This is a genomic window from Micromonospora sp. NPDC018662 (genome assembly GCF_044391475.1).
Taxonomy (GTDB): domain Bacteria; phylum Actinomycetota; class Actinomycetes; order Mycobacteriales; family Micromonosporaceae; genus Micromonospora.
This window is the reverse complement of the sequence record NZ_JBISAC010000007.1, coordinates 167283-192250: the sequence shown is the minus strand read 5'-3', so window position 1 is coordinate 192250 and position 24968 is coordinate 167283. Positions and strand designations below refer to the sequence as shown.

Here is a 24968-nt window from a genome sequence, read left to right as displayed (position 1 = left end):
ACCCCGAACTCCCGCGATCGTGCACGTTCGGTCCCCAGTAGATCAGCGCACGTCGCCGGTGAGGTAGCGCTGGACCGTCGGGCCGGCGGCGGCCACCAGCGTCGCCGGCTCGGCGCCGGCGATCGGTTCGAGGCGGATCACGTACCGCATCAGGGCCAGCCCGGCGAGCTGGGTCGCCACCAGCCCGCCACGCAGCGGCAGCTCCGCCGGGTCGACCTCGAGGTGGTCGAGCACCCGCCGCAGCACCTGGGTGACCAGGAACTCCCGCAGCAGGCGGGCGGTCCACTCGTTGCTCACCGCCGAGCGCAGCAACGCCACCCCCGCGGCGCCGACCGGCGAGTCCCATACCTCGAGGAACGTGCGGACGAGCCGCTCGCCGATGCCCTCCGGCCCGCCCGCGAGAACCGTCGGCAGCAGCCGCGCCGGGTCCACCGGGAACGCCATGGCCGCCCGGAAGAGGTCCTCCTTGGCGCCGAAGTAGTGGTGCACCAGCGCCGGGTCCACGCCGGCGGCGGCGGCGACCGCCCGGATCGTGGTGGCGTCGAAGCCGCGCTCGGCGAACGCGTCCCGGGCCGCGGCGAGGATCGCCTCCCGGGTGTCCGGGTTGCCGGGCCGCCGCCCGGTGCGCCGTGGGCTCATCCGCTGCGCCGGCGCAGCGTCGCGGCGGCCAGCACCAGCGCGAGCACCGCCGCGCCGGCCACGATCGCCACGTCACGCCACATGGTGCCGGTCGGGTCGGCGTGCGCGCCGACCTCCTGGAGCGCCTCGACCGCGTACGACAGCGGCAGCACGTCGCTGACGGCCTGGAGCCAGCCGGCCATCTGGCCGCGGGGCACGAACAGCCCGCAGAGCAGCAGTTGCGGGGCGACCACGACCGGCATGAACTGCACCGCCTGGAACTCGGTGCGGGCGAACGCCGAGCAGAACAGGCCCAGCGCCACGGCCAGCACCGCGTTCACGCCGGCGATCAGCACCACCAGCCACGCGCTGCCGGCGGTGTCCAGCCCGAACACCCGGTAGGCCACCACCGAGGCGACGGTGGACTGGAGCACCCCGGCCAGGCCGAACGCGATGCCGTAGCCGAAGAGCAGGTCCAGCTTGCCCAGCGGCGTGGTGAGCAGCCGTTCCAGCGTGCCGGTGGTGCGCTCGCGGAGCATGGCGATGCTGGTCACCAGGAACATGATGATGAACGGGAAGAAGCCCAGCATGATCAGCGCGACCCGGTCGAACGTGCTCGGCGCACCGGGTGGGGTGGGCTGGTCGACGTACATGAAGTAGACCAGCGTGAGCAGCACGGCCGGCACCACGAGCAGCAGCGCCACGGTGCGCTTGTCGTGCCGGAGCTGGCGCAGGATCCGCCCGGTCGTGGCGGCCAGGATCCGCCCGGTCACGACGCGTCCTCCGACTCGCCGTCGCGGATCAGGCGCAGGAACGCCTCCTCCAGGTCGTCCACGCCGGTGGCGGCGCGGACCGCGGCCGGGGTGTCGTCGGCGACCAGCCGGCCCTCGCGGATCAGCAGCAGCCGGTCGCAGCGGGCCGCCTCGTCCATCACGTGGCTGGAGACCAGCAGCGTGGTGCCGGCGGCGGCCATGGCGTGGAACCGGGCCCACAGGTCGGCGCGCAGCACCGGGTCCTGGCCGACCGTGGGCTCGTCGAGGACGACCAGCTCCGGCTCGCCGACCAGGGCGCAGGCGAGCGAGGCGCGGCTGCGTTGGCCGCCGGAGAGCGTGCCGACGAGCTGGTCGGCGGCCTGGCCCAGGCCGACGTCGGTGACCGCGCGGTCCGCCTCGGCGCGGCCCCGACCCTGGAGTACGGCGAAGTAGCGGGCGTTCTCCCGGACCGTGAGGTCGGCGTAGACGCTCGGCGCCTGCGTCAGGTAACCCACCCGGTGGCGCAGCTCGGCCGTGCCGGCGGGTCGGCCGAGCACGTCGACCGTGCCGGCGTCGACCGTCTGCACGCCGACCACCGCGCGCATCAGCGTGGTCTTGCCGCTGCCGCTGGGCCCGAGCAGCCCGGTGACCGTGCCGCGGGGCACGGCGCAGCTGATGCCGTGCAGCACCCGCCGCCCACCCCGGTCGACCACCAGGTCACGGACCGACACCGCGTCGTCGTCCATGTCCGCCTCCGACAATTCATCAACTGTTGAAATCAACGGTAGGTGAATTCCACCGACCCGGCAATAGCTGTTGACTTCGAGTGGGCTCGAACTGGAAGCCTGGATCGGTGGACATCGGTATCCGGGAGAAGAGCCTCAGCGTCGGCGAGGCGGCGGAGCGGGTCGGCCTGACCACCTACACGCTGCGGTGGTACGAACAGGAGGGCCTCGTCGCGCCGGTCGGGCGGGACTCCGCCGGCCGCCGGCGCTACACCGAGGCGGACGTGAACTGGCTGTTCCTGCTGATCCGGCTGCGCCGGACCGGGATGCCGGTGCGCGACATGCGCCGCTACGCCGAGCTGGCCCGGCAGGGCGATCGCACGCTCGGCGCCCGGCGGGCGCTGTTCGAGGCGCACCGGGCCCGCGTGCTGGCCCGGATGGCCGAGTTGACCGAGGACCTCAAGGCGCTCGACCACAAGATCGATCTTTACCGGCAGGCAGAGGAGGAACTGGCATGATCACGCGACGGATGGGCGCGACCGGCCCGGAGGTCTCGGCCATCGGGCTGGGCTGCATGGGCATGAGCTTCGCCTACGGCGGCGCCGACGACGCCGAGTCGACCCGGACCCTGCACCGGGCCCTCGATCTCGGCATCAACCACCTCGACACCGCCGACATGTACGGCCTCGGGGCGAACGAGCGGCTGCTCGGCCCGGTCGTCCGGGCCCGGCGCGACGAGGTCTTCCTGGCCACCAAGTTCGGCAATCGTGCCGGCGGCGACAGCTTCGGCGGCACCGGCAGCCCGGGCGCCTTCGTGGACAGCAGCGCCGTTTGGGCCCGGCAGGCCTGCGACGCGTCGCTGGCCCGGCTCGGCGTCGACACCATCGACCTCTACTACCTGCACCGGCGCAACCCGGACACCCCGATCGAGGAGACCGTCGACGCGCTGGCCGAGCTCGTCCGGGCCGGCAAGGTGCGGCTGATCGGCCTCTCCGAGGTCAGCCCCGGCACCCTGCGGGCGGCGCACGCGGTGCACCCGATCGCGGCGGTCCAGATGGAATACTCCCTGTTCAGCCGCGATGTCGAGGGGGAGATGCTGGCCACCTGCCGGGAACTCGGCGTGTCAGTGGTGGCATACTCGCCGGTCGGGCGGGGGCTGCTGACCGGGTCCATCACCAGCCGGGAGCAGCTCGCCGAGGACGACTGGCGACGCACCGTGCCGCGGTTCGCCGACGGCAATCTCGACGTCAACCTGAAGCTGGTCGAGGCGGTCCGCGCGGTGGCCGCCGAGCTGGGCTGCACCCCGGCCCAGGCGGCGCTGGCCTGGCTGCTCGCCCAGGGCGAGGACGTGCTGCCGATCCCCGGCACCACGCGGGTCCGCCACCTGGCGGAGAACGCCGGCGCGGCGGACCTGCGGCTCACCCCGGAGCAGCGGGACCGGCTCGGCGGGGTGGTGCCCGCGGGCGCGGTCGCCGGAGAAAGGTACACACCGGCAGGAATGCGAACGGTCGGGCACTGACCTCCGCAGCGGACACGGGGTCCGGCATCGGTCATTGCGCCAAGATCGGACGTCCGGCACCATGGCGTCGTGGGTCCCGCTCCGTTGTCCGATACCGGTTTCCTCGACGACTGGGCCGCCCGCCTCCGGCAGGCCGCCGACCGGCCCGTCGTCGGCATCATGCTGCGGGGCAGCTACGCCCGGCGGGCCGCCACCGACCACAGCGACGTCGACCTCGACGTGCTGGTCGCCGCCGCTGACGAACGGCTCGGCGGCACCGCCCGGCCAGCCGTCGCCCCCGGGCCCGGGGTGCCGGATCCCGCTGTCGCCGGCACCCCGTACGCGGCCCGCCGCGCGTACCTGGGCGAGTTCGACGGCCGGCTGGTGCACGTCTCGGTGGCCTCCCGGGACGTCCGCTCCTGGGTGCACCGGCTCGGTCAGCCCGCCGACTGGGCGTTCGGGCTCCCGGTCACCGCGCCCGCCCGGCTGCTCTGGGCGGTGCCGGAGTGGCGTCGCCGGATCGACCTGCCGGTGCTCTGCCAGCCCGCCGACGAGCCGCGCCTGGAAGACCTGATCGCCACGCTCGGCAAGGTGGCCGGGGCGCACTGGGCCGGCGACGCGATCGGGCTCCGGCTCGCCGCGGCCGACCTGGCCCGGCTCTGCCCCTCGGTGCTCCGGCTGGTCAACCCGTCGGTCCGGGTGGTGTCCCGGCGGGCCGCCCTGACCGCCGCGCTGGACCTGCCGGTGGCCCCGCCCGGCTACCGCGCCGACATGCTGCTCTGCCTCGGGCTGCGCGCCGGCGACCCGGCCGAGGTCGGTGCCGCCGCCGGCCGCCTGGTCACCGGCATCGTCCCGCTGGTCCGCCCGTACGCCGGGGAGGTCGCCGCGGTGGCCGGCGCGGACCTGGCCGACGCGCTGGCGGACGGCCGGGTGGACCGCTACCTCGGTCAGCTGAGCCGGGCGCTGCACGCGCCGCCGCCCGCCACCCGGGACACGTCGACGGTGCCCGCGCCGCGTGCGGGAGAATGGTCAACCGTGCCCGCCTCTGACGCGCCCGTGACCGGCGCTCCCGCCCGCGCCGCGGCCCCCGGCCCGGCCCGCCCCTCCCGGCTCGACCCGGCCATCGCGGCCAAGCTCCGACGCACCCCGGACGGGCTGGTCGCCGCCGTGGTCCGCGCCCACGACTCGGGTGAGGTGCTGATGGTCGCCTGGATGGACGACGAGGCGCTGCACCGCACGCTCACCAGCGGCCGGGCCACCTACTGGTCGCGCAGCCGGGGGGAGTACTGGGTCAAGGGCGCCACCTCGGGCCACCACCAGTACGTCCGCTCCGTCGCGTTGGACTGCGACGGCGACGCGCTGCTGGTCAGCGTGGAGCAGGTCGGCGCGGCCTGCCACACCGGGCACCGCACCTGCTTCTTCACCGACCTCCCGGTCAGCTCGCCGGAGGTGACCCCGTGACCGACGGCGCGGTCACCCCGGACCGGTCCGCCTTCACCGAGCTGGCCGCCCGCTGGCGGGTCGTGCCGGTCACCCGGCGGCTGCTCGCCGACGCCGAGACGCCGGTCGGGGTCTACCGCAAGCTCGCCGGTGGGCCCGGCACGTTCCTGCTGGAGTCCGCCGAGCAGGGCGTCGGCTCGGCCGGGACGGCCTGGTCGCGCTACTCGTTCATCGGCGTCCGCAGCGGCGCCACGCTCACCGAGCGGGACGGCGAGGCGACCTGGACCGGCACGCCGCCGCCCGGCGTACCGACCTCCGGCGACCCGGTCACCGTGCTCCGGGAGACCGTCGCCGCGCTCGCCGGCCCGGCCTGGGACCCCGCCGGCGGCATGCCGCCGCTCACCGGTGGCCTGGTCGGCTACCTCGGCTACGACCTGGTCCGCCGCTTCGAGCGGTTGCCGGAGCTGACCGAGGACGAGCTGGACGTGCCCGAGCTGGGCATGATGCTCGCCACCGACCTGGTGGTGCTCGACCACTACGAGGGTTCGGCGATCCTGGTCGCCAACGCGGTGCTGCCGCCGCTCGACGCGTCCGACCGGCCGGCGCGGGTGGCTGCCGCCTACCACCACGCGGTGGGCCGGCTGGACGCGATGACCACCGCGCTGTCCCGACCGATTCCGCCCATGGTCTCCACAGTCGACCGGCCCGGCGTCGGCGAGGTGGTCAGCCGCACGCCCGAGGGCGGCTACCCCAAGGCGGTGGAGGCGGCCAAGGAGGCGATCCGGGCCGGCGAGTGCTTCCAGATCGTGCTCAGCCAGCGCTTCGAACGCGCCACCGACGCCGACCCGCTCGACGTCTACCGGGTGCTGCGCACCACCAACCCCAGCCCGTACATGTACCTGCTGCGCTTCGACGGCTTCGACATCGTCGGCTCGTCCCCGGAGGCGCACCTCAAGGTCAGCGCCGGTGCGGACGGGCGGCGCCGGGCGCTGCTGCACCCGATCGCCGGCACCCGGCCGCGCGGCGGCTCGCCCGACGCCGACGCCCGGCTCGCCGCCGAGCTGCTCGCCGACCCGAAGGAGCGCGCCGAGCACGTGATGCTCGTCGACCTGGGCCGCAACGACCTGGGTCGGGTCTGCCGGCCGGGCACCGTCGAGGTGCCGGAGTTCGCCACCATCGAGCGCTACAGCCACGTCATGCACATCGTCTCGACGGTGGTCGGCGAGCTGCGCGACGACCGTACCGCGTTCGACGCGCTGGCCGCGACGTTCCCCGCCGGCACGCTCAGCGGCGCGCCGAAGGTGCGCGCCATGGAGATCATCGAGGAGTTGGAGCCGGTCCGTCGCGGCGTCTACGGCGGCACTGTCGGCTACTTCGCGTTCGGCGGCGACCTGGACATGGCGATCGCCATCCGTACCGCGCTGATCCGCGACGGCCGGGCCTACGTGCAGGCCGGCGCCGGGGTGGTGGCCGATTCCGATCCCGCCGCCGAGGACCAGGAGACCCGGAACAAGGCCGCCGCCGTGCTCGCCGCCATCGCCGCCGCCGAGACGCTACGGCCGGCCCGATGAGCGCGCCCGACACCGCCGCGGCCGGCCCGCCCGCCGTCCGGGGCCGGCGCGAGCTGGCGTACGCGATGCTTCTCTGCCTGGCCGGCGCGGGCCTGGCCGCCTGGGCGGTGACCCGGAGCTGGTCGGTCGACCCGACCGCCCGCGACTCCCTCGCGCCCGGCCGGGCGACCCGCACCGGCGCGGACCTGCTGCCGTGGGTGTCGGCGCTGGCCTACGTCGGGCTGGCCGGCGGCGGCGCGGTGCTGGCGACCCGGGGTCGGCTGCGCCGGCTGCTCGGCGTGGTGCTGACGGTCGTCGGGCTGGCCGTCGCGGTCGGCGGCGGGGTCGGCCTCACCGAGGCCGGGGTGAGCCGGCACTGGCCGGCGCTGGTGCTGGCGGGCGGTCTGGCGCTGGCGACCGGCGGGGCGGGCACCGCGTGGCGCGGCGAGCGGTGGCCGGCGATGGGCGCCCGGTACGAGCGGCGGGCGGGTGCCACCGGGCCCGCCGGCGCGGACCGGCCGGCGGTCGAGCGGGGCACCCGGGACGCGTGGGACGCGTTGGACCGGGGCGAGGACCCGACGGTCAGCTGACCGGCTGGGTCTCGCGCGTGGCGCGGCGGTCCCGGGCCGCGGCCCGGGCGGCGGCCAGCTCGGTCACCAGCCGCTCCAGTTCGCGGCGTTGGGCGGCCCGGGCCCGGTCGGCGCAGACCGCCTCCCAGGCGTTGCCCCGGGCGGTACGCGTCCGGCCGTCACCGGCCACCGCGCGTTCGAGGGTGTGCACCACCCCGACGGTGAGCGAGGCGACGGTCCGGGAGATGGTGGTCAACCCGAGGTGCTGGTTCGGCCCGTTGGCGTTCATGGTTCACCCCACACGAGATCGTTGGCGTCGGACGGCAGCCGCGTCGTCGAGTCTGCCCTGCCACGATGCTGCCGGGCGCACGTTTCGCCACCGTGAAGCGCAGGTCAACGCTGCCGCACGCGGGGCGACCTGGGCCGGGGCGGAAGTCCTTGACCTTGGTCACAGCGGGGCGGACGTCGTGCTGCGACGCCGGGCCGGCCGTGGTGAGATAGGGCATGGGCGATGGTCGATGCGTGAGGTGGCGCTGCGTGACACCGTGTTCACCCGAAGTCGGCCATCATGCCACAGCCCATGTCGTGAGGTGCGCCATACCCCCCGGCACGTGTCGCCAGGTGGCGCCACCTAGCATCGGCCCATGACACCCGGAGAGGGGAGTCCGTTGGTGACTGCTGAGCATGCGCACGCGGAGGGGGACGACGCCGGAGCGGCGCCGTCCGCAGGCGTGCTCGACGAGATCCTGGCCGGCGTGCGCGAGGACGTGGCCCGGCGACAGGAACAGCTCCCGCTGGAGCGGATCCGGGAGCTGGCCGCCGCCGCGCCGCCGCCGATCGACGCGTACGCGGCGCTGCGCCGACCCGGCGTGGCCGTGATCGCCGAGGTGAAGCGCTCGTCGCCGTCCAAGGGGCGGCTGGCCGAGATCGCGAACCCGGCCGACCTGGCCGGCGACTACGCGGCCGGCGGGGCGCGGGCGATCAGCGTGCTGACCGAGGGCCGGTGGTTCGGCGGGTCGCTGGACGACCTGGCCGCCGTCCGGGCCGCGGTGAACGTGCCGGTGCTGCGCAAGGACTTCGTCGTCTCCAGCTACCAGGTGCACGAGGCCCGCGCCCACGGCGCCGACATGGTGCTGCTGATCGTCGCCGCGTTGGAGCAGAACGCGCTGGTCGGGCTGCTGGAGCGGATCGAGTCGCTGGGCATGACCGCGCTGGTCGAGGTGCACACCGAGGAAGAGGCGGACCGGGCCCTGGAGGCCGGCGCGCAGGTGATCGGCGTCAACGCCCGTGACCTGCGTACCCTGGAGGTCGACCGCTCGGTGTTCGAACGGATCGCGCCCGGCCTGCCCAGCAGCGTCGTCAAGATCGCCGAGTCCGGCGTGCGCGGCCCGCACGACCTGATCCGCTACGCCTCGGCCGGCGCCGACGCCGTCCTGGTGGGCGAGGGCCTGGTCACCCAGAAGAGCCCCCGCGAGGCGGTCGCCGAGCTGGTCAACGCCGGGAACCACCCGGCCACGCCCCGCCCGGTGCGCTGACCCGCGCCGGGCCACCCGAACCGAGAGGACGCCCGCGATGAGCGCCGCACCCGCTGCCGGCCAGGTTCCCGACGCCGCCGGTCACTTCGGCCGGTTCGGCGGCCGGTTCGTCCCCGAGGCGCTGGTCGCCGCGCTGGACGAGCTGGACGCGGCGTACCGGAAGGCGATGGGGGACGAGGAGTTCCTCGCCGAGTTCGACGCGCTGCTGCGCGACTACGCCGGCACCCCCTCGATGCTGTACGAGGCCCGGCGGCTCTCCGCCCAGCTCGGGGCGCGCGTCCTGCTCAAGCGGGAGGACCTCAACCACACCGGCGCCCACAAGGTCCGCAACGTGCTCGGCCAGGCGCTGCTCACCCGGCGGATGGGCAAGCGGCGGGTGATCGCGGAGACCGGCGCCGGCCAGCACGGCGTGGCCACCGCTACCGCCGCCGCGCTGTTCGACCTCGAGTGCGTGGTCTACATGGGCGAGGTGGACACCGAGCGGCAGGCGCTCAACGTGGCCCGGATGCGGATGCTCGGCGCCACCGTGATCCCGGTGACGGCCGGCTCGCGCACGCTCAAGGACGCGATGAACGAGGCGATGCGCGACTGGGTCGCCAACGTCGACACGACCCACTACCTGATCGGCACCGCGGCCGGGCCGCACCCGTTCCCGGAGATGGTCCGGGACTTCGTGCGCGGCATCGGCGTGGAGGCCCGCCAGCAGTGCCTGGACCTGACCGGCGCGCTGCCGGACGCGGTGGCGGCCTGTGTCGGCGGCGGCTCGAACGCGCTGGGCATCTTCCACGCGTTCGTGCCCGACGCCGGGGTGCGGCTCTACGGCTTCGAGGCCGGCGGCGAGGGCGTCTCGACCGGCCGGCACGCGGCCAGCATCACCGGTGGCTCGTCGGGGGTGCTGCACGGCACCCGCACCTACGTGCTCCAGGACGCCGACGGCCAGACGATCGAGTCGCACTCGATCTCGGCCGGCCTGGACTACCCGGGCGTCGGGCCGGAGCACGCCTGGCTGCACGACACCGGCCGGGCCACCTACCTGCCGGTCGACGACGCCGAGGCGATGGCCGCGTTCGAACTGCTCTGCCGCACCGAGGGCGTGATCCCGGCGATCGAGAGCGCGCACGCGCTCGCCGGCGCCCGCACGATCGCCCCGCAGCTCGCCGCCGAGCTGGGCCGCGAGCCGGTGATCCTGGTCAACCTCTCCGGCCGTGGCGACAAGGACGTGCACACCGCCGGCGCGTACTTCGGCATCCTCGACAAGGAGTGACAGCGTGAGCCGCATCGGGGTCGCCTTCGACAAGGCCCGGGCCGACGGGCGGGCCGTGCTGGTCGGCTGCATGCCGGCCGGGTTCCCGACCGTCGAGGGCAGCATCGCCGCCATGACCGCCATGGTCGAGGCGGGCGTCGACGTCATCGAGGTGGAGATCCCCTACTCGGATCCGGTGATGGACGGGCCGGTCATCCAGAAGGCCAGCGACATCGCGCTGGCCGGCGGCGTCCGCACCGCCGACGCGTTGCGCGTCATCGAGGCGGTGGCGGCGACCGGCGCGCCGGTGGTCACCATGACCTACTGGAACCCGATCGAGCAGTACGGCGTCGACGCGTTCGCCCGTGACCTGGCCGCCGCCGGCGGCACCGGCCTCATCACGCCGGACCTGATCCCCGACGAGGCCGCCGAGTGGTTGGCCGCCTCCGAGGCGCACGGCCTGGACCGGACGTTCCTGGTGTCGCCGTCCTCCACCGACGCGCGCCTGCGGATGACCGTCGAGCACTGCCGTGGCTTCGTCTACGCCACCGCGATCATGGGGGTGACCGGCGCCCGCGCGCAGACCTCCGAGGCGGCGCCGATCCTGGTCTCCCGCCTGCGCGAGGTCACCGACCTGCCGGTCGGCGTCGGGCTGGGCGTGGGCACCGGCGCGCAGGCCGCCACCGTCGCCGGTTACGCCGACGCGGTGATCGTGGGCAGCGCGCTGGTCCGCTGCGTGCTCGACGCGCCGGACCAGGCCGCCGGCCGCACCGCGCTGCGCACGCTCAGCGCCGAACTCGCCGAGGGCGTCCACAACCCGGTCCGCTGACCGCTCCGCCCGCCCGTCCCTGGCCGGTTCGGCGACGCCGGTCGGCCCGGTGGACGCCGGTCGGCCCGGTGACGCTGGTCGGCTGCGTCACGGGACGCACGGCGACATCGCTGGCGACCGCCTTTCGAGCTGAGTCGTTCGTGATATCGCGCCACCACTTCGCCGGGCCGGCGTGATCTCGTCCGCCGGACTGCCATCACCCCGCCGAGTTGGTGTCGGATCGTGGCCGAGTCCCGGCCGACGTCCGACCGAGTCGTTTCCGCTCTCAGCTCGACAGGCGAGCGAAGGAACAATGGGCTGACCCCGGCGACGACGGCGCGCCCCGCGACCCGCTCGGAGCGGACCGGGGTGCCGCGCGCACGGTCCGCACCGGTACCGTGTGCACCCGTGACCCTCGCCCCGATGACTTCCCTGGCGGCCATGCCCAGCCCCAGCACCGCCGTCTGGCAGCTCGGTCCGGTTCCGATCCGGGCGTACGCGCTCTGCATCATCGCCGGCATCGTGGTGGCCTGCGTGGTCACCGAGTACCGGCTGCGCCGCCGCGGCGTCGCCCCGGGTGCCGTGCTCGACATCGCCGTCTGGGCGGTGCCGGCGGGCATCATCGGCGCCCGGATCTACCACGTGATCACCTCGCCGGAGAAATACTTCGGCGACGGTGGCGAGCCGCTCAAGGCGTTCGCCATCTGGGAGGGCGGGCTCGGCATCTGGGGCGCGGTGGCCGGCGGCGCGGTCGGCGCCTGGCTCGCCGCCCGTCAGCTCGGCATCCCGCTCACCGTGGTCGCCGACGCGCTGGCCCCGGGGCTGCCCCTGGCGCAGGCCGTGGGGCGGCTGGGCAACTGGTTCAACAACGAGCTCTACGGCGGGCGGACCAGCCTGCCGTGGGGCCTCGAGGTGCACGTGATGGACCCGGACAATCCGGGGCACGCGCTCCGCGACGACGCCGGCAACCCGGTCCTGCAACCCGGGCTCTACCATCCGACGTTCCTCTACGAGTTGATCTGGAACGTCGGCGTCGCCGCGCTGGTGCTGGCGCTCGACCGCAAACTGCGGCTGGGCCGGGGCCGGGCCTTCGCGCTCTACGTGATGGGCTACACGGTGGGCCGGTTCTGGATCGAGCTGATGCGCACCGACGAGGCCAACCACATCCTCGGCGTACGCCTCAACGTCTGGACCGCGGCACTGGTCTTCCTCGGCGCGCTCGCCTACTTCGTCCGGGTGCGTGGTCCCCGGGAATACCTCGTCCCGGTGGGTGAGCCGACCACGCCGGCGACGGCGACCGGCGACGTGTCCCAGGTCGACCTCTCCGCCCGGGAGGCCGGGGCGGCGACGGTGGCGCCCGACGGTTACCGGGTGGTGACCGAGGACCAGTTCCGCGCGTACCGGGAGACCGGCGCGCTGCCCCCGACGGAGCCGACGGCGACCGACGACGTCGATCGCGACGGGACCGAGCACGCCGCGACGGACCGCGCCGACGACGCCGCCGAGCGGAGCGACGACGCGGACGACGGTGACCGTACCGCGGACGCCGGGCGGGTCGACGCGGACGCCGGGCGGGTCGACGGCGGCGGGCGTCCGACGGACCGGGACAGCTGAGCGGGGGAGTCATGCGCAGCGCGGTGGTGGTCGGCGCCGGCCTCGGTGGAATGGCGGTGGCCGGCGCGCTGGCCCGCTCCGGGTGGCGGGTCACGCTGCTGGAACGGGCCGACCGGGTCCGGCCGGAGGCGACCGCCGTGGTGCTCTGGCCGAACGGGGTACGCGCGCTGCGCGCCCTCGGCCTCGGCGCCGGGCTGGACGCGATCGCCACGCCGCTGCCCGACGGCGGGATCCGCCGCCCGGACGGGCAGTGGCTGGTGCAGCCCCGCCCCACCCCGGCCGAGCGGATGCCGGTGGTGGTGCACCGGGAGGACCTGCACGACGCGCTCATCGCCGGGCTGGGTGAGCAGGTGGAGCTGCGGACCGGGGCGACCGTGCGGAGCGTACGCGCGGTCGCCGGCGAGCGGCCGGCGGTGGACGACGGCCGGCACACGTTCACCGCCGACCTGGTGGTGGCCGCCGACGGCACTGATAGCGAGATCCGGCGGCAGCTCGCCCCGGAGGCCACAGTGGTGAGTTCCGGGTGCGCCGCGTGGCGCGCGGTCATCCCCTGGTACCGCGCCCCGCAGCTCCCCGACGACCAGCCGGTGCACGGCGAGACGCTGGGCGCCGGCTACCGGTTCGTGGCCGCCTCGCTCGGCGAGCGGGGCACCGCCGGGGCGTCGCGCCGGGGCGGCATCTACTGGGTGGCGACCGCGGCCGGCGCTCCCCGGCCCGAGCCGCCGGACATCCAGCTCGCGCTGCTCAAGCGCTGGTTCGCGGGGTGGCCCGCGCCGATCGCCACGCTGCTGGAGGCCACCGACCCGGCCGACGTGGTGCAGCAGGAGATCCGCGAGCTGCGACCGTTGCCCCGGTCGTACGGCTTTCCGGTCGGTCCGGGCGGCGTGGTGCTGCTCGGCGACGCCGCGCACGCCATGCCGCCGCACCTCGGGCAGGGCGCCTGCCTGGCGTTCGAGGACGCGGCCACGCTCGCCGGGCTGCTGCGCGAGTCGCGGCTGCCGGACGCGGTGACCGCGTACGACCGGCTGCGCCGTCCCCGCGCGGCGACCATGGTCCGGCAGACCCGCCGGATGTCGGCCGTGCTCCAGACCCGGGGCCGGCTGGCGCTGCGCGCCCGGGACGCCGCGCTGGGCACGATCAGCCCGCGGCTGCGCAACACCGCCGCCGCGGCGGCCGCCGCCTGGCAGCCGCCGTCCTGACCGGCCCGGCGTGGGCCCACGCCGGGCCGGCGAGGGCGCTCAGATGACCGCGGCCGGCTCGGCGATGCAGGCGGTGCCGACCCGGCGGAAGCCGACCCGCAGGTAGACCCGGGCGATGTCCTCGCTGCCGGCGCTCAGGAAGATCAGGTCGGTGCCCGCGGCGCGCAGCTCCCGGGCCAGCGCGGCGGTCACCGCGGCGCCCAGCCCGCGCCGCCGGGCGGACGGCAGGGTGGCCACCCCGGCGATCTCCGCCACGTCGCCGACCCGCATCGCCATGCCGCTGGCCAGCGCGCCGTCGGACGGGGTGCCGGCGAGCACCGAGACGCGCCGGCCGTCGGTCACCCGGGACGCCTCCTCCTCCAACGCGTCGACGTCCAGCCGGGCGAGCGCGGCGTCCCGCTCGGCCGGCCCGGCGTCGCCCCGGGCGGTGCCGCCGTGGGCGAAGCCGACCGCGGCGACGGCCCGGCGCAGCGCGATGTCCGCCGCGAAGCCCGGGGCGCCGGGGTCCAGCACCCGCACCGGTACGTCGCTGAGCGTCGCCGGGTCGGGCAGCCGCTCCGCCTCCAGCAGCATGAGCGGGGCCTCCAACACGGTCAGGCCCGCCGAGCGGGCCACCGCCAGCAGGCCCGGCTGGTGCTCGTGCACCCACTCGAACGCCTCCGGCAGGCCCAGTTCCCGCTGCCGTTCCCGGACCGCTGTCACCTCGGCGAGCGTGGCCGGTTCGGTGGCGCCCGGGCGGGGGCGGGCGTAGAACGGCCAACCGGCCCCGTCCCGGACGAACAGCACCAGGGAGTCGAACTCCTCCGCCCGGGCTCCGTCGCGGGGCACCGCGTCGTAGAACCGCTCCAACCGGTCGAGTACGTCAGCTCGCACGAGATCCACCGCGCGAGACTACACGTCCCAGCATCTGGAAGTGTGATCAATCTGAACTGGCCTTGCGCGGCACGCCCTAACGTAGACTCAATAAACCCCAGCGGGCCGACGTCGTCCCCTCCATGATCCAACCTGAGTGACGACAGGAGGCCCGGTGGCCTTTCCGTACCCTCTCAGCCCGCAGCCGGCCCCGCCGACGACGGGGCTGTACGACCCCGCGTACGAGCATGACGCCTGCGGAGTGGCCTTCGTGGCCGACCTGCACGGGCGGCGTTCGCATCAGGTCGTCGCGAACGGCCTCGGGGCGCTCTGCCGGCTGGACCACCGGGGCGCCCGGGGCGCGGAGCACAACACCGGTGACGGCGCCGGCATCATGATCCAGGTGCCGGACGGCTTCCTGCGCGCGACCGTCGACTTCCCGCTGCCCCCGCCCGGCCAGTACGCGACCGGCCTGGTCTTCCTGCCCGACGACGACGCGGCCGAGGCCCGCGCCCGCCGGGTGGTGGACAAGTACGCGCTGGTCGAGGGCGCCGACGTGCTCGGCTGGCGGGAGGTGCCGACCGATCCGTCCGGCCTGGGGGAGACCGCGCTCGCGGCGATGCCCCGGGTCCGGCAGCTCTTCGTGGCCGCGCACCGGCTCACCGACTCGCCCGCCGGCCCGGCCGGCTCCCCGCTGACCGGGCTCGACCTGGACCGGGTGGCGTTCTGCCTGCGCAAGCAGGTCGAGCGGGAGACCGCCGAGCGGGGTGTGCCCGCCTACTTCCCGTCGCTGTCCGGTCGCACCATGGTGTGGAAGGGCATGCTCACCCCCGACCAGCTCCCGGCGTTCTACCCGGAGCTGACCGACGAGCGGGTGGTCAGCGCCATCGCGCTGGTGCACTCGCGCTTCTCCACCAACACGTTCCCGTCCTGGCCGCTGGCGCACCCCTACCGCTTCATCGCGCACAACGGCGAGATCAACACGATCCGGGGCAACCGCAACTGGATGCAGGCCCGGGAGGCGCTGCTGCGCAGTCCGGGCATCCCCGGCAACATCCGCCGGGTGTTCCCGGTCTGCACCCCGGCCGCGTCCGACTCGGCCAACTTCGACGAGGTGCTGGAGCTGCTGCACCTGGCCGGGCGGAGCCTGCCGCACGCGGTGCTCATGATGATCCCGGAGGCGTGGGAGAACGACCCGGACATGCGCGCCGACAAGCGCGCGTTCTACCGCTTCCACGCCAGCCTGATGGAACCGTGGGACGGCCCGGCCTCGGTCGCGTTCACCGACGGCGAGATCGTCGGCGCGGTGCTGGACCGCAACGGCCTGCGGCCGGGCCGCTGGTGGCACACCAGCGACGGGCTGGTGGTGCTGGGCAGCGAGGCCGGTGTGCTCGACCTCGACCCGGCCACCGTGGTCGCCAAGGGCCGGCTCCAGCCGGGCCGGATGTTCCTGGTCGACACCGTCAACGGCCGGATCGTCTCCGACGACGAGATCAAGACCGAGCTGGCCGCCGCGCAGCCGTACCAGGAGTGGCTGCACGCCGGCCTGATCGAGCTGGACGACTTGCCCGCACGCGAACACACCGTCTACACCCACGACTCGGTACGCCGCCGGCAGCAGACCTTCGGCTACACCGAGGAGGAGCTGAAGATCCTGCTCGGCCCGATGGCGCGCACCGGCGCGGAGCCGCTCGGCTCGATGGGCACCGACACCCCGATCTCCCCGCTGTCCACCCGGCCGCGGCTGCTCTACGACTACTTCCACCAGCTCTTCGCCCAGGTCACCAACCCGCCGCTGGACGCCATCCGCGAGGAGTTGGTGACCAGCCTGGCGTCCACCATCGGGCCGGAGGGCAACCTGCTCGACCCGGGCCCGGCGAGTTGTCGGCAGATCGTGCTGCCCTACCCGGTGATCGACAACGACGAGCTGGCCAAGATCCTCTCCATCGACGAGGACGGCGACCTGCCCGGCTTCAAGGCGGTCCGGGTCTCCGGTCTCTACCGGATCCGGGACGGCGGCGCGGGCATCAAGGCCCGGCTCACCGAGATCTGCCGGCACGTCTCCGAGGCGATCGAGGACGGCGTGCGCATCCTGGTGCTCTCCGACCGGGACTCCAACGCCGACCTGGCCCCGATCCCGTCGCTGCTGCTCACCGCCGCGGTGCACCAGCACCTGGTGCGCGAGCAGACCCGCACCCAGGTGGCGCTGGTCGTCGAGTCCGGCGACTGCCGCGAGGTGCACCACGCGGCCGTGCTGATCGGGTACGGAGCGGCGGCGGTGAACCCCTACCTGGCGTTCGAGTCGGTCGAGGACATGATCTCCACGGGTGCGCTGGCCGGCGTCGAGCGGGTCAAGGCGGTCCGCAACTACGTCAAGGCGCTCGGCAAGGGCGTCCTGAAGATCATGTCCAAGATGGGCATCTCGACCGTGTCGTCGTACTGCGGCGCGCAGGTGTTCGAGGCGGTCGGCCTGGACACCCGCCTGGTCGACCGCTACTTCCGCGGCACGCCGAGCACCATCGGCGGCATCGGGCTGGCCGAGATCCACGCCGAGGTGGCCGCCCGGCACGCGCTGGCCTGGCCGGCGCCGGGCACGCAGGCCAGCGACCGGCTGGAGGTCGGCGGCGAATACCAGTGGCGCCGCGAGGGCGAGCTGCACCTGTTCAATCCGGAGACCGTCTTCCTGCTCCAGCACGCCACCCGCAGCCGCCAGTACGACGTCTTCCGGCAGTACACCGCCAAGGTCGACGAGCTGGCCGCGCAGGCGGGCTCGCTGCGCGGGCTGTTCACGCTGCGCACCGGCGTACGCCCGGCGGTGCCGCTGGACGAGGTCGAGCCGGCCACCGAGATCGTCAAGCGCTTCGCCACCGGCGCGATGTCGTACGGGTCGATCTCGGCCGAGGCGCACGAGACGCTCGCGATCGCGATGAACCGCCTCGGCGGCAAGTCCAACACCGGTGAGGGCGGCGAGGACGTCGAGCGGCTGCACGACCCGGCCCGGCGCTCGGCGGTCAAGCAGATCGCCAGCGGCCGGTTCGGCGTGACCAGCGAATACCTGGTCAACGCGGACGACCTCCAGATCAAGATGGCGCAGGGCGCGAAGCCCGGCGAGGGCGGGCAACTGCCCGGCAACAAGGTCTGGCCGTGGATCGCCCGGACCCGGCACGCCACCCCGGGCGTCGGCCTGATCTCCCCGCCGCCGCACCACGACATCTACTCCATCGAGGACCTGGCCCAGCTCGTCCACGACCTGAAGTGCGTCAACCCGGCCGCCCGGGTGCACGTCAAGCTGGTCAGCGAGGTGGGCGTGGGCACCGTGGCGGCCGGCGTGGCCAAGCTCAAGGCCGACGTCATCCTGATCTCGGGGCACGACGGCGGCACCGGCGCGTCCCCGCTCAACTCGCTCAAGCACGCCGGCACCCCGTGGGAGCTGGGGCTGGCCGAGGCGCAGCAGACGCTGCTGCTCAACAAGCTGCGCGACCGGGTCACCGTGCAGGTCGACGGTCAGCTCAAGACCGGCCGGGACGTGCTGGTCGCGGCGCTGCTCGGCGCCGAGGAGTTCGGCTTCGCCACCGCCCCGCTGATCGTCGAGGGCTGCGTGATGATGCGGGTCTGCCACCTGGACACCTGTCCGGTCGGCATCGCCACCCAGAACCCGGTGCTGCGGGAGCGGTTCACCGGCCAGCCGGAGTTCGTGGAGAACTTCTTCCTCTTCCTCGCCGAGGAGGTCCGCGGCTACCTGGCCGAGCTGGGCTTCCGCAGCATCGAGGAGGCGATCGGCCACACCGAGCTGCTCGGCGTCGTCGACGCGATCGACCACTGGAAGGGCCACGGGCTCGACCTGAGCCGGGTCCTGCACCTGCCGGAGCTGCCCGAGGGCACGGCCCGGCGCGGCGTACGGGCCCAGGACCACGGCCTGGACGTCGCGCTGGACAACCGGCTCATCGAGCTGGCCGGTCCGGCGCTGCGCGACGGCACCCCGGTCCGGGTCGAGGTCGAGGTGCGCAACGAGCACCGCAGCGTGGGCGCGATGCTCGGCGGCGAGGTGACCCGCCGGTTCGGCGGCGCCGGGCTGCCCGACGACACCGTCGAGTTCCTGCTGCGCGGCACCGCCGGCCAGTCGTTCGGCGCGTTCCTGCCGCGCGGCGTGACGCTGCGCCTGCACGGCGACGCCAACGACTACGTCGGCAAGGGCCTGTCCGGTGGGCGGATCGTGGTCCGGCCGGACGCCGCCGCGCCGTTCGTCGATCACGACGCCGAGCCCGGCCACCGCGCCGAGGACCAGATCATCGCCGGCAACACCATCCTCTACGGCGCCACCGGCGGCGAGGTGTTCCTGCGCGGCCGGGTCGGGGAGCGGTTCGCGGTGCGCAACTCCGGCGCGGTGGCCGTGGTCGAGGGCCTCGGCGACCACGGCTGCGAGTACATGACCGGCGGCACGGTGGTGGTGCTCGGGCCGACCGGGCGCAACTTCGCCGCCGGCATGTCCGGCGGCACCGCGTTCGTGCACCGGCTCGACCGGCGGCGGGTCAACGCCGAGCTGGTTGACCTGTCGCCGCTGCGCGACGAGGAACGCGACCGGCTGCACGAGCTGGTCCAGCGGCATTTCGCCGAGACCGACTCGGCGGTCGCGGAGGCGCTGCTCAAGCGCTGGCCGGACGCGGTGGAGGAGTTCACCGCAGTGGTGCCCCGCGACTACCGCCGGGTCATGGAGATCATGCGGGCCGCCGAAGCCGCCGGCCGCGACGTCGACGACGCGGTGATGAGTGCTCTCACCACACCTTCGACCGCGTCCGTGCCGCCCGCGCCGCGGGTGGTCGCCCAGGAGGTGGCTCGTGCCTGACCCGAACGGTTTCCTGCGCTACGACCGGCGGCTGCCCGCCCGCCGCCCGGTCCCGGTGCGGATCACGGACTGGCGGGAGGTCTACCCGCCGGCCGGCGAGGAGCTGATCCGCGAGCAGGCCACCCGGTGCATGGACTGCGGCATCCCGTTCTGCCACGACGGCTGCCCGCTGGGCAACCGCATCCCGGACTGGAACGACCTGGTCCGCACCGGCAACTGGGACGCCGCGGTGGAGTCGCTGCACGCCACCAACAACTTTCCCGAGTTCACCGGCCGGCTCTGCCCGGCGCCGTGCGAGGCGGCCTGCGTGCTCGGCCTGGGCGGCCAGCAGCCGGTCACCATCAAGCAGGTCGAGGTGGAGATCGCCGACGCGGCGGTGGCGCGGGACGGGCTGCGCCCGCGGCCGGCGACCACCCCGACCGGCCGTTCGGTCGCGGTGGTCGGCTCCGGCCCGGCCGGGCTGGCCGCCGCGCAGCAGCTCGCCCGCGCCGGTCACACGGTCACCGTGTACGAGCGCGACGACGCCGTCGGCGGCCTGCTCCGCTACGGCATCCCCGACTTCAAGCTGGAGAAGCTCCACGTCGACCGCCGGGTCGCCCAGCTCACCGCCGAGGGGGTGCGTTTCCGCACCGGGGTCGACGTCGGCACCGACGTGACCGCCGAGCAGTTGCGCGCCGAGCACGACGCGGTGGTGCTGGCCTGCGGCGCGTTGCGGGGCCGGGACACCCCGGAGACGCCGGGTCGGGCGCTGCGCGGCGTGCACCAGGCGATGGCGCACCTGGTGGCCGCGAACCGGGTGGTGGCCGCCGCGGGTGACGGGCGGCCCGCGCTCGCCACGCTGCCCGACGGCACGCCCATCGACGCGGCCGGCAAGCACGTGGTGATCATCGGCGGTGGCGACACCGCCGCGGACTGCCTCGGCGTGGCCCACCGTCAGGGCGCGGCCGGCGTGCACCAGCTCGACCTCTACCCGCAACCCCCGGCCGAGCGGGACGGCGCCCGGGACCCGTGGCCGACCTGGCCGTGGCTGCTGCGTTCCTACCCGGCGCACGAGGAGGGCGGTGAGCGGGTCTTCGCGGTGGCGGTGCAGGAGTTCGTCGACGACGGCACCGGGCAGGTCCGGGCCGTCCGGATCGCCGAGGTGACCGTGACGAAGGTCGACGGCCGGCGCATCGTCACGCCGCTGCCCGGTTCGGAGCGGGAGATCCCGGCCGACCTGGTGCTGCTCGCGATCGGCTTCGAGGGCACCGAGGAGCAGCCGCTGCTGGCCCAGCTCGGGGTGGCCCGCAACGGGCGCGGCGCGATCGACGCCCGCCCCGACTGGCAGGCCGCCGACGGCGTGTTCGTCGCCGGCGACATGCACCGCGGCGCCTCGCTGATCGTGTGGGCGATCGCCGAGGGGCGGGCCGCCGCCGCGGCCGTGCACGCCTACCTGGGCGGGGCTGGCGAGCTGCCCGCCCCGGTCGACCCGGCCCGGCAGCCGCTCGCCGCCCGCTGAGGTGTAAGGCGGGGCCCCCGCTTAACGCATTTGGTAGAGGAGGGGGCCCCGCTTAACACCCGGACCGGTCAGCGGTGGAGCAGGTCGTGCGCCGTGCGGATCTTCGCCCAGGAGGCCGGCTGGGCCGGGGCCGCCGAGGTGCGCGCGGTGGCGCCGAGCTCGGGCCGGCCGGCGGTGAACAGCCAGGTGGTGAACACCGCGTCCAGGTCCCGGCCGGAGATCCGCTCGGCGAGCGCCTGGAACTGCTCGATGGTGCCGTTGCCGTACTGCCGCTGGGCCGTCCAGGTGCGCAGGATCCGGAAGAACGCCGGGTCGCCGACGGCCAGCCGGATCTGGTGCAGCGCCATCGCGCCCCGGTCGTAGACCGCGTCGTCGAAGACCCGGTCGGCGCCCGGGTCACCGGGGAGCACCTGCCAGAACTCCGAGTCGGCCGGGTAGCTGTCGTAGGTGAAGTCGAACAGCTCCTGCGCGGTGCCCTCGCCCTGCTCCTCGGACCACAGCCACTCGGCGTACGAGGCGAAGCCCTCGTTGAGCCAGATGTTGCGCCAGGCCGCCACCGAGACCGAGTCGCCGAACCACTGGTGGGCGTTCTCGTGCACCACCACGTACGGGTTGGCGCCGCGCCGCCAGAAGCCCGGCCCGTACACCGGTCGGGTCTGCGTCTCCAGCGCGAAGCCGATGCCGTCGATCGGGCCGGCCACGCCGCCCTGCGCCTCGAACGGGTACGGGCCGAACACGCCGCTCTCCCAGTCGACGATCTCGGCGGTGCGTTCGATGCTGGCCCGGGCGGCCGGCCCGCGCTCGCCCAGCGTGGTGCTGTACGCGTTCACCACCGGCTGCCCGTTCGGCGCGGTGTCGGTGACGATGTCGTACTGCCCGATGGCCAGGAACGCCTGGTAGGTGGCGCCGGGCTTGACGCTGCGCCAGCTCCACCGGGTGCGGTTGCCGGCCTCGGGGAGCGGGTCGCGCGGCTGCACGCCGTTGCTGACCACCTCCAGGCCGGTCGGCACCGAGACGGAGATGTCCCAGGTGGCCTTGTCCTTCGGGTGGTCGTTGCTCGGGTACCACCACCAGGCCGACTCGGGCTCGTTGACGGCGAGCGCCCCGTCGGCGGTGCGGGTCCAGCCGGTGTAGCCGTAGACGGTGGTCTCCGACGGGATGCCGGCGTACTTCACCACGACGGTGAGCTGCTGGCCCTTGGCCAGCGGGCGGGCCGGCGTGACGACCAGCTCGTGGTCGCCGGCGCGGGCGAACCCGGCGGTCCAGCCGTTGACCCGGACCGACTCGACGGCCAGCGCGAAGTCGAGGTTGAACCGGGACAGGTCCTTGGTGGCGGTGGCCAGGATCGTGGTGGTGCCGCTGAGCCGGTCGGTGGCCGGTTCGTAACGCAGCCGGATGTCGTAGTGGTCGACGTCGTAGCCGCCGTTGCCGTAGTCGGGGAAGTAGCTGTCGCCCAGCCCGGGGCCGCCCGGCGTGGGGGTGGCCGCCGAGACGTGCGGCCGGCCCCATCCGGTCGGGGCGGCCTGGCCGGGTGCGCCGGTCACGGTGGTGACGGCGGTGGTGAGGGTCAGGGCGGCGATCGCCGCCGAGAGTGCGCGTGGCACGGGTGGGACTCCCTCCGTCGGGTGTACGCACCGCCAACCTAATCGACACATGTAAACGGATCTGCCCCGAGCCGGCTGCCGGGGCTATTCAATTCCTGCGAATGTTTCGATAGCATTACCGACTAGTAACAAGCACCCAACCCTCGACCACGCGCGCGGTCTGCGGGCTCCACCACCCCTGTCCCGTGGAGGTCCCCTGATGTCCCGTCGCGTCCGTACCGCCCTCGCCGCGGTCCTGGCGGCCGTCCTCGGCGCCGTGCTGCTGCCCGGCGCCGCCCGTGCCGCCAGCGTCAACTACGTCGCCCTCGGCGACTCCTACTCCTCCGGCGTGGGCGCCGGGCCGTACGACCTCTCCACCTGCCTGCGCAGCCAGAAGTCGTACGCCCCGCTCTGGGCCGCGGCGCACGCGGTCGCCAGCTTCCGCTTCCCGGCCTGTGGCGGCGCGGTCACCGCGGACGTGCTGAACGACCAGGTCGGCCAGCTCAGCGCCAGCACCACGCTGGTCACCATCACCATCGGCGGCAACGACGCCGGCTTCGCCGACGTGATGACCAGTTGCCGCTTCGGCAGCACGTCGAGCTGCGAGAGCGCGGTGGCCGGGGCGAAGGCGTTCGCCACCGAGACGCTGCCCGCCCGGCTGGACGCCACCTACGCCGCGATCCGCGAGCGGGCCCCGAACGCCCGGCTCGTGGTGCTCGGCTACCCGCGCCTGTTCGAGACCGGCTCCTGCGGCCTGCTCGCCATGAGCAGCTACAAGCGCACCATCCTCAACCAGGCCGCCGACGTGCTGAACGGCGTCACGGCCGGCCGGGCCGGCGCGGCCGGGGCGACGTTCGTCGACGCGCGGCCGTTCTTCACCGGGCACGGCGTGTGCGCCGCCGAGCCGTGGATCCGCGACGTCAGCGGCGTGATCGAGGCGTACCACCCGAACGCCAACGGCTACCGCTACGGCTACCTGGCCGCGCTCACCGCCGCCATCGGCTGAGGTGCAAGGAGGGGGCCCCGGTTAACGCATTCTGCATAGGAGGGGCCCCCTCTTAACAACTCTCAGCGGCCCGCTGGCACCAACTCCGCGGCCGGCGTCGCCGGCACGGCCGGTCCGACGCGCCGCCGGGGCCGGGCGCGACGCCCGGAGGGCACGGCGAGCGCGGCCAGCGCGGCGGCCACCGAGATGCCGGTGAGCAGCAGGAAGCCGGCGGTGAACCCGGCCTCCCGGGGCAGCCCGCTCGGCTGCGGGTTCGCGGTGATCACGGTGCTGGCCAGCGCCGCGCCGATCGCGCCGCCGATGGTACGGATGTTGGCGTTCATGCCGGTCGCCGCGCCGGTCTGCGAGGCCGGCACGTTGCCCACGATCAGGTTGGCCATCGAGGCGAACGCCAGCCCGATGCCGAGCCCGACCAGGCCACCGGCGAGCCCGACCTGCCAGCGGGTGTCGTGCGCGACGGTGAGCATCGCGGCGGCGGCCACGTTGAACACCGCGCCGGTGCTCAGTTGCGCCTTGGCGCTGAACCGGGACTCCAGCCGCCCAGCCAGCAGCCCGGCCGCGAACATGCCGACCAGCATCGGCAGCATGAGCAGCCCGGCCTGGGTGATGCTGGCGCCGAAGCCGTAGCCGGCGCTGGTCGGGATCTGCGCGAACTGCGGCAGGAAGGCGTAGACGGCGAACATCGAGGCGCCGTAGAGCAGCGCGACCAGGTTGGTGGTCCAGACCGCCGGCAGGCGCATCATCCGCAGGTCGATCAGCGGGTTCGCGGCCCGCGCCTCGACCGCCAGCCAGACGGCCAGCAGCACGGCGGCCACGGCCAGCAGCCCGGTCACCTGGCCGGAGGTCCAGCCCCAGGCGGCACCCTTGCTGACCGGCAGCAGCAGCGCCACCAGCCAGCCGGAGAGCAGGACGGCGCTGACCCAGTTGATCCGGCCCGGGGTGCGGACCGGCGAGCGGGGCACGAACCGGTGCGCGGCCAGCGCGGTCAGGCCGACCACCACCAGCGGGATCCAGAACAGCCAGCGGTAGCCCAGCGTGGCCACGATCGGCCCGGCGAGCACGACGCCCAGGCCGCCGCCGACGGCCACCACCGCCGAGATCGACGCGACCGCCGAGCTGACCCGGGCGGCGGGGAACTCGTCGCGGATGATGCCGAACGACAGCGGGAAGACGGCGCCGCCGATGCCCTGGACCACCCGGGCGGCGATCAGCACGCCGATGGTCGGCGCGACGGCCGCCACCAGGCAGCCCAGCGCGAGCGCGGCGAGCGAGACGACGAGCATCCGCTCCTTGCCGACCATGTCGCCGACCCGGCCGAGGATCGGCGTGAAGATCGACGCGGAGAGCAGGTAGGCGGTCAGCACCCAGGTCACCGTGTTCGGCGAGGTGTGCAGGTCGTGCTGGATGGTGGGCAGCACCGGGGTGATCAGCGACTGGAGCATCGCGAAGAAGCCGGTGCCGGCCGCGAGGACGAGGAACGTCATCCGGCGCGAGCCGCGCCGGAAGGTGTCGATCATGTGGGAGAGCTCCCGTTCGGTACGAGTCGGTGGCCGCTCGCGCGTGGGGCGGCGGTGGCGGCGCGTCGGGCCAGGACCTCCGGAGTACGCTATCCGGAGGGTTGCCTCCACAAACGTA

General features: G+C 74.4%; 20 protein-coding genes and 1 pseudogene. 14 read left to right on the top strand and 7 right to left on the bottom strand.

The genetic code is table 11. The annotated features are described in order from the left end of the window. Positions 1 to 42: 42 nt before the first annotated feature. Genes ACH495_RS20930 through ACH495_RS20920 form a run of 3 tightly spaced genes read right to left on the bottom strand, consistent with a single transcriptional unit; the run spans position 43 to position 2116 of the window. Positions 43 to 639, bottom strand: coding sequence for a TetR family transcriptional regulator (locus ACH495_RS20930; RefSeq protein WP_396859390.1), 597 nt, complete (start codon positions 637 to 639; stop codon positions 43 to 45). Next, on the bottom strand, positions 636 to 1391 hold the full coding sequence (locus ACH495_RS20925) for an ABC transporter permease (protein ID WP_396859389.1): 756 nt from the start codon (positions 1389 to 1391) through the stop codon (positions 636 to 638). Before ACH495_RS20925 ends, ACH495_RS20930 begins: the two co-directional genes overlap by 4 nt. Beyond that, positions 1388 to 2116, bottom strand: a complete 729-nt coding sequence (locus ACH495_RS20920) for an ABC transporter ATP-binding protein (RefSeq protein WP_396859388.1) — start codon at positions 2114 to 2116, stop codon at positions 1388 to 1390. Before ACH495_RS20920 ends, ACH495_RS20925 begins: the two co-directional genes overlap by 4 nt. Positions 2117 to 2223: 107 nt before the next feature. Here ACH495_RS20920 and ACH495_RS20915 point away from each other — a divergent pair, with 107 nt between their 5' ends. The 6 genes and pseudogenes from ACH495_RS20915 to ACH495_RS20890 all read left to right on the top strand — a co-directional run bounded on the left by ACH495_RS20915 (position 2224) and on the right by ACH495_RS20890 (position 7173). Further along, positions 2224 to 2613 (top strand): MerR family transcriptional regulator, encoded by a 390-nt coding sequence (locus tag ACH495_RS20915; protein WP_396859387.1) that lies wholly within the window; start codon positions 2224 to 2226, stop codon positions 2611 to 2613. Beyond that, positions 2610 to 3614, top strand: coding sequence for an aldo/keto reductase (locus ACH495_RS20910; RefSeq protein WP_396859386.1), 1005 nt, complete (start codon positions 2610 to 2612; stop codon positions 3612 to 3614). Before ACH495_RS20915 ends, ACH495_RS20910 begins: the two co-directional genes overlap by 4 nt. A gap of 159 nt (positions 3615 to 3773) precedes the next feature. Next, a pseudogene (locus ACH495_RS20905) lies at positions 3774 to 4448 on the top strand (phosphoribosyl-AMP cyclohydrolase); the annotation flags it as partial. 180 nt (positions 4449 to 4628) lie between these two features. Continuing rightward, positions 4629 to 5054, top strand: a complete 426-nt coding sequence (gene hisI / locus ACH495_RS20900) for a phosphoribosyl-AMP cyclohydrolase (RefSeq protein WP_396859561.1) — start codon at positions 4629 to 4631, stop codon at positions 5052 to 5054. Further along, positions 5051 to 6604 carry an anthranilate synthase component I gene (locus ACH495_RS20895; RefSeq protein WP_396859385.1) on the top strand — a complete coding sequence of 518 codons (1554 nt, stop codon included), beginning with the start codon at positions 5051 to 5053 and terminating at the stop codon, positions 6602 to 6604. The genes hisI and ACH495_RS20895 overlap by 4 nt, the downstream gene beginning before the upstream one ends. Then, positions 6601 to 7173 carry a Trp biosynthesis-associated membrane protein gene (locus ACH495_RS20890; RefSeq protein WP_396859384.1) on the top strand — a complete coding sequence of 191 codons (573 nt, stop codon included), beginning with the start codon at positions 6601 to 6603 and terminating at the stop codon, positions 7171 to 7173. Before ACH495_RS20895 ends, ACH495_RS20890 begins: the two co-directional genes overlap by 4 nt. Here the strand turns inward: ACH495_RS20890 and ACH495_RS20885 are convergent. Next, the gene (locus tag ACH495_RS20885) at positions 7166 to 7441 is read right to left on the bottom strand and encodes a hypothetical protein (protein WP_396859383.1); all 276 of its coding nucleotides are present in this window, start codon (positions 7439 to 7441) and stop codon (positions 7166 to 7168) included. The two genes, ACH495_RS20890 and ACH495_RS20885, sit on opposite strands and share 8 nt — an antisense overlap. Positions 7442 to 7883: 442 nt before the next feature. Here ACH495_RS20885 and trpC point away from each other — a divergent pair, with 442 nt between their 5' ends. From trpC to ACH495_RS20860, 5 genes are all read left to right on the top strand, one after another. Continuing rightward, positions 7884 to 8687, top strand: coding sequence for an indole-3-glycerol phosphate synthase TrpC (trpC, locus tag ACH495_RS20880; RefSeq protein WP_396859560.1), 804 nt, complete (start codon positions 7884 to 7886; stop codon positions 8685 to 8687). Between the two features lie 37 nt (positions 8688 to 8724). Further along, positions 8725 to 9951, top strand: coding sequence for a tryptophan synthase subunit beta (gene trpB / locus ACH495_RS20875; protein ID WP_396859382.1), 1227 nt, complete (start codon positions 8725 to 8727; stop codon positions 9949 to 9951). A 4-nt stretch (positions 9952 to 9955) separates the two neighbouring features. Next, entirely contained in the window at positions 9956 to 10759 is an 804-nt protein-coding gene (gene trpA, locus ACH495_RS20870; RefSeq protein ID WP_396859381.1) for a tryptophan synthase subunit alpha, read from the top strand. A 387-nt stretch (positions 10760 to 11146) separates the two neighbouring features. Then, complete coding sequence (lgt, locus tag ACH495_RS20865) at positions 11147 to 12352, top strand: prolipoprotein diacylglyceryl transferase (protein WP_396859380.1); 1206 nt, start codon at positions 11147 to 11149, stop codon at positions 12350 to 12352. Between the two features lie 11 nt (positions 12353 to 12363). Then, positions 12364 to 13551, top strand: coding sequence for an FAD-dependent oxidoreductase (locus tag ACH495_RS20860; RefSeq protein ID WP_396859379.1), 1188 nt, complete (start codon positions 12364 to 12366; stop codon positions 13549 to 13551). A 39-nt stretch (positions 13552 to 13590) separates the two neighbouring features. Here ACH495_RS20860 and ACH495_RS20855 read toward each other — a convergent pair whose 3' ends face one another. Beyond that, positions 13591 to 14433: a GNAT family N-acetyltransferase gene (locus ACH495_RS20855; RefSeq protein WP_396859378.1), complete on the bottom strand. Its 843-nt coding sequence runs from the start codon at positions 14431 to 14433 to the stop codon at positions 13591 to 13593. Between the two features lie 145 nt (positions 14434 to 14578). Here ACH495_RS20855 and gltB point away from each other — a divergent pair, with 145 nt between their 5' ends. Together gltB and ACH495_RS20845 are read left to right on the top strand one after the other, a co-directional pair. Further along, the gene (gltB, locus tag ACH495_RS20850; RefSeq protein WP_396859377.1) at positions 14579 to 19246 is read left to right on the top strand and encodes a glutamate synthase large subunit; all 4668 of its coding nucleotides are present in this window, start codon (positions 14579 to 14581) and stop codon (positions 19244 to 19246) included. Beyond that, positions 19239 to 20744: a glutamate synthase subunit beta gene (locus ACH495_RS20845; protein WP_396859376.1), complete on the top strand. Its 1506-nt coding sequence runs from the start codon at positions 19239 to 19241 to the stop codon at positions 20742 to 20744. The genes gltB and ACH495_RS20845 overlap by 8 nt, the downstream gene beginning before the upstream one ends. A 68-nt stretch (positions 20745 to 20812) precedes the next feature. On the opposite strand, the gene ACH495_RS20840 is transcribed toward ACH495_RS20845, so the two are convergent. After that, positions 20813 to 22399, bottom strand: a complete 1587-nt coding sequence (locus tag ACH495_RS20840) for a M1 family metallopeptidase (protein WP_396859375.1) — start codon at positions 22397 to 22399, stop codon at positions 20813 to 20815. A 148-nt stretch (positions 22400 to 22547) separates the two neighbouring features. On the opposite strand from ACH495_RS20840, the gene ACH495_RS20835 reads away from it, so the two are divergent. Then, on the top strand, positions 22548 to 23333 hold the full coding sequence (locus ACH495_RS20835) for an SGNH/GDSL hydrolase family protein (protein ID WP_396859374.1): 786 nt from the start codon (positions 22548 to 22550) through the stop codon (positions 23331 to 23333). Between the two features lie 62 nt (positions 23334 to 23395). On the opposite strand, the gene ACH495_RS20830 is transcribed toward ACH495_RS20835, so the two are convergent. After that, entirely contained in the window at positions 23396 to 24850 is a 1455-nt protein-coding gene (locus tag ACH495_RS20830; protein ID WP_396859373.1) for an MFS transporter, read from the bottom strand. Positions 24851 to 24968 lie beyond the last annotated feature (118 nt).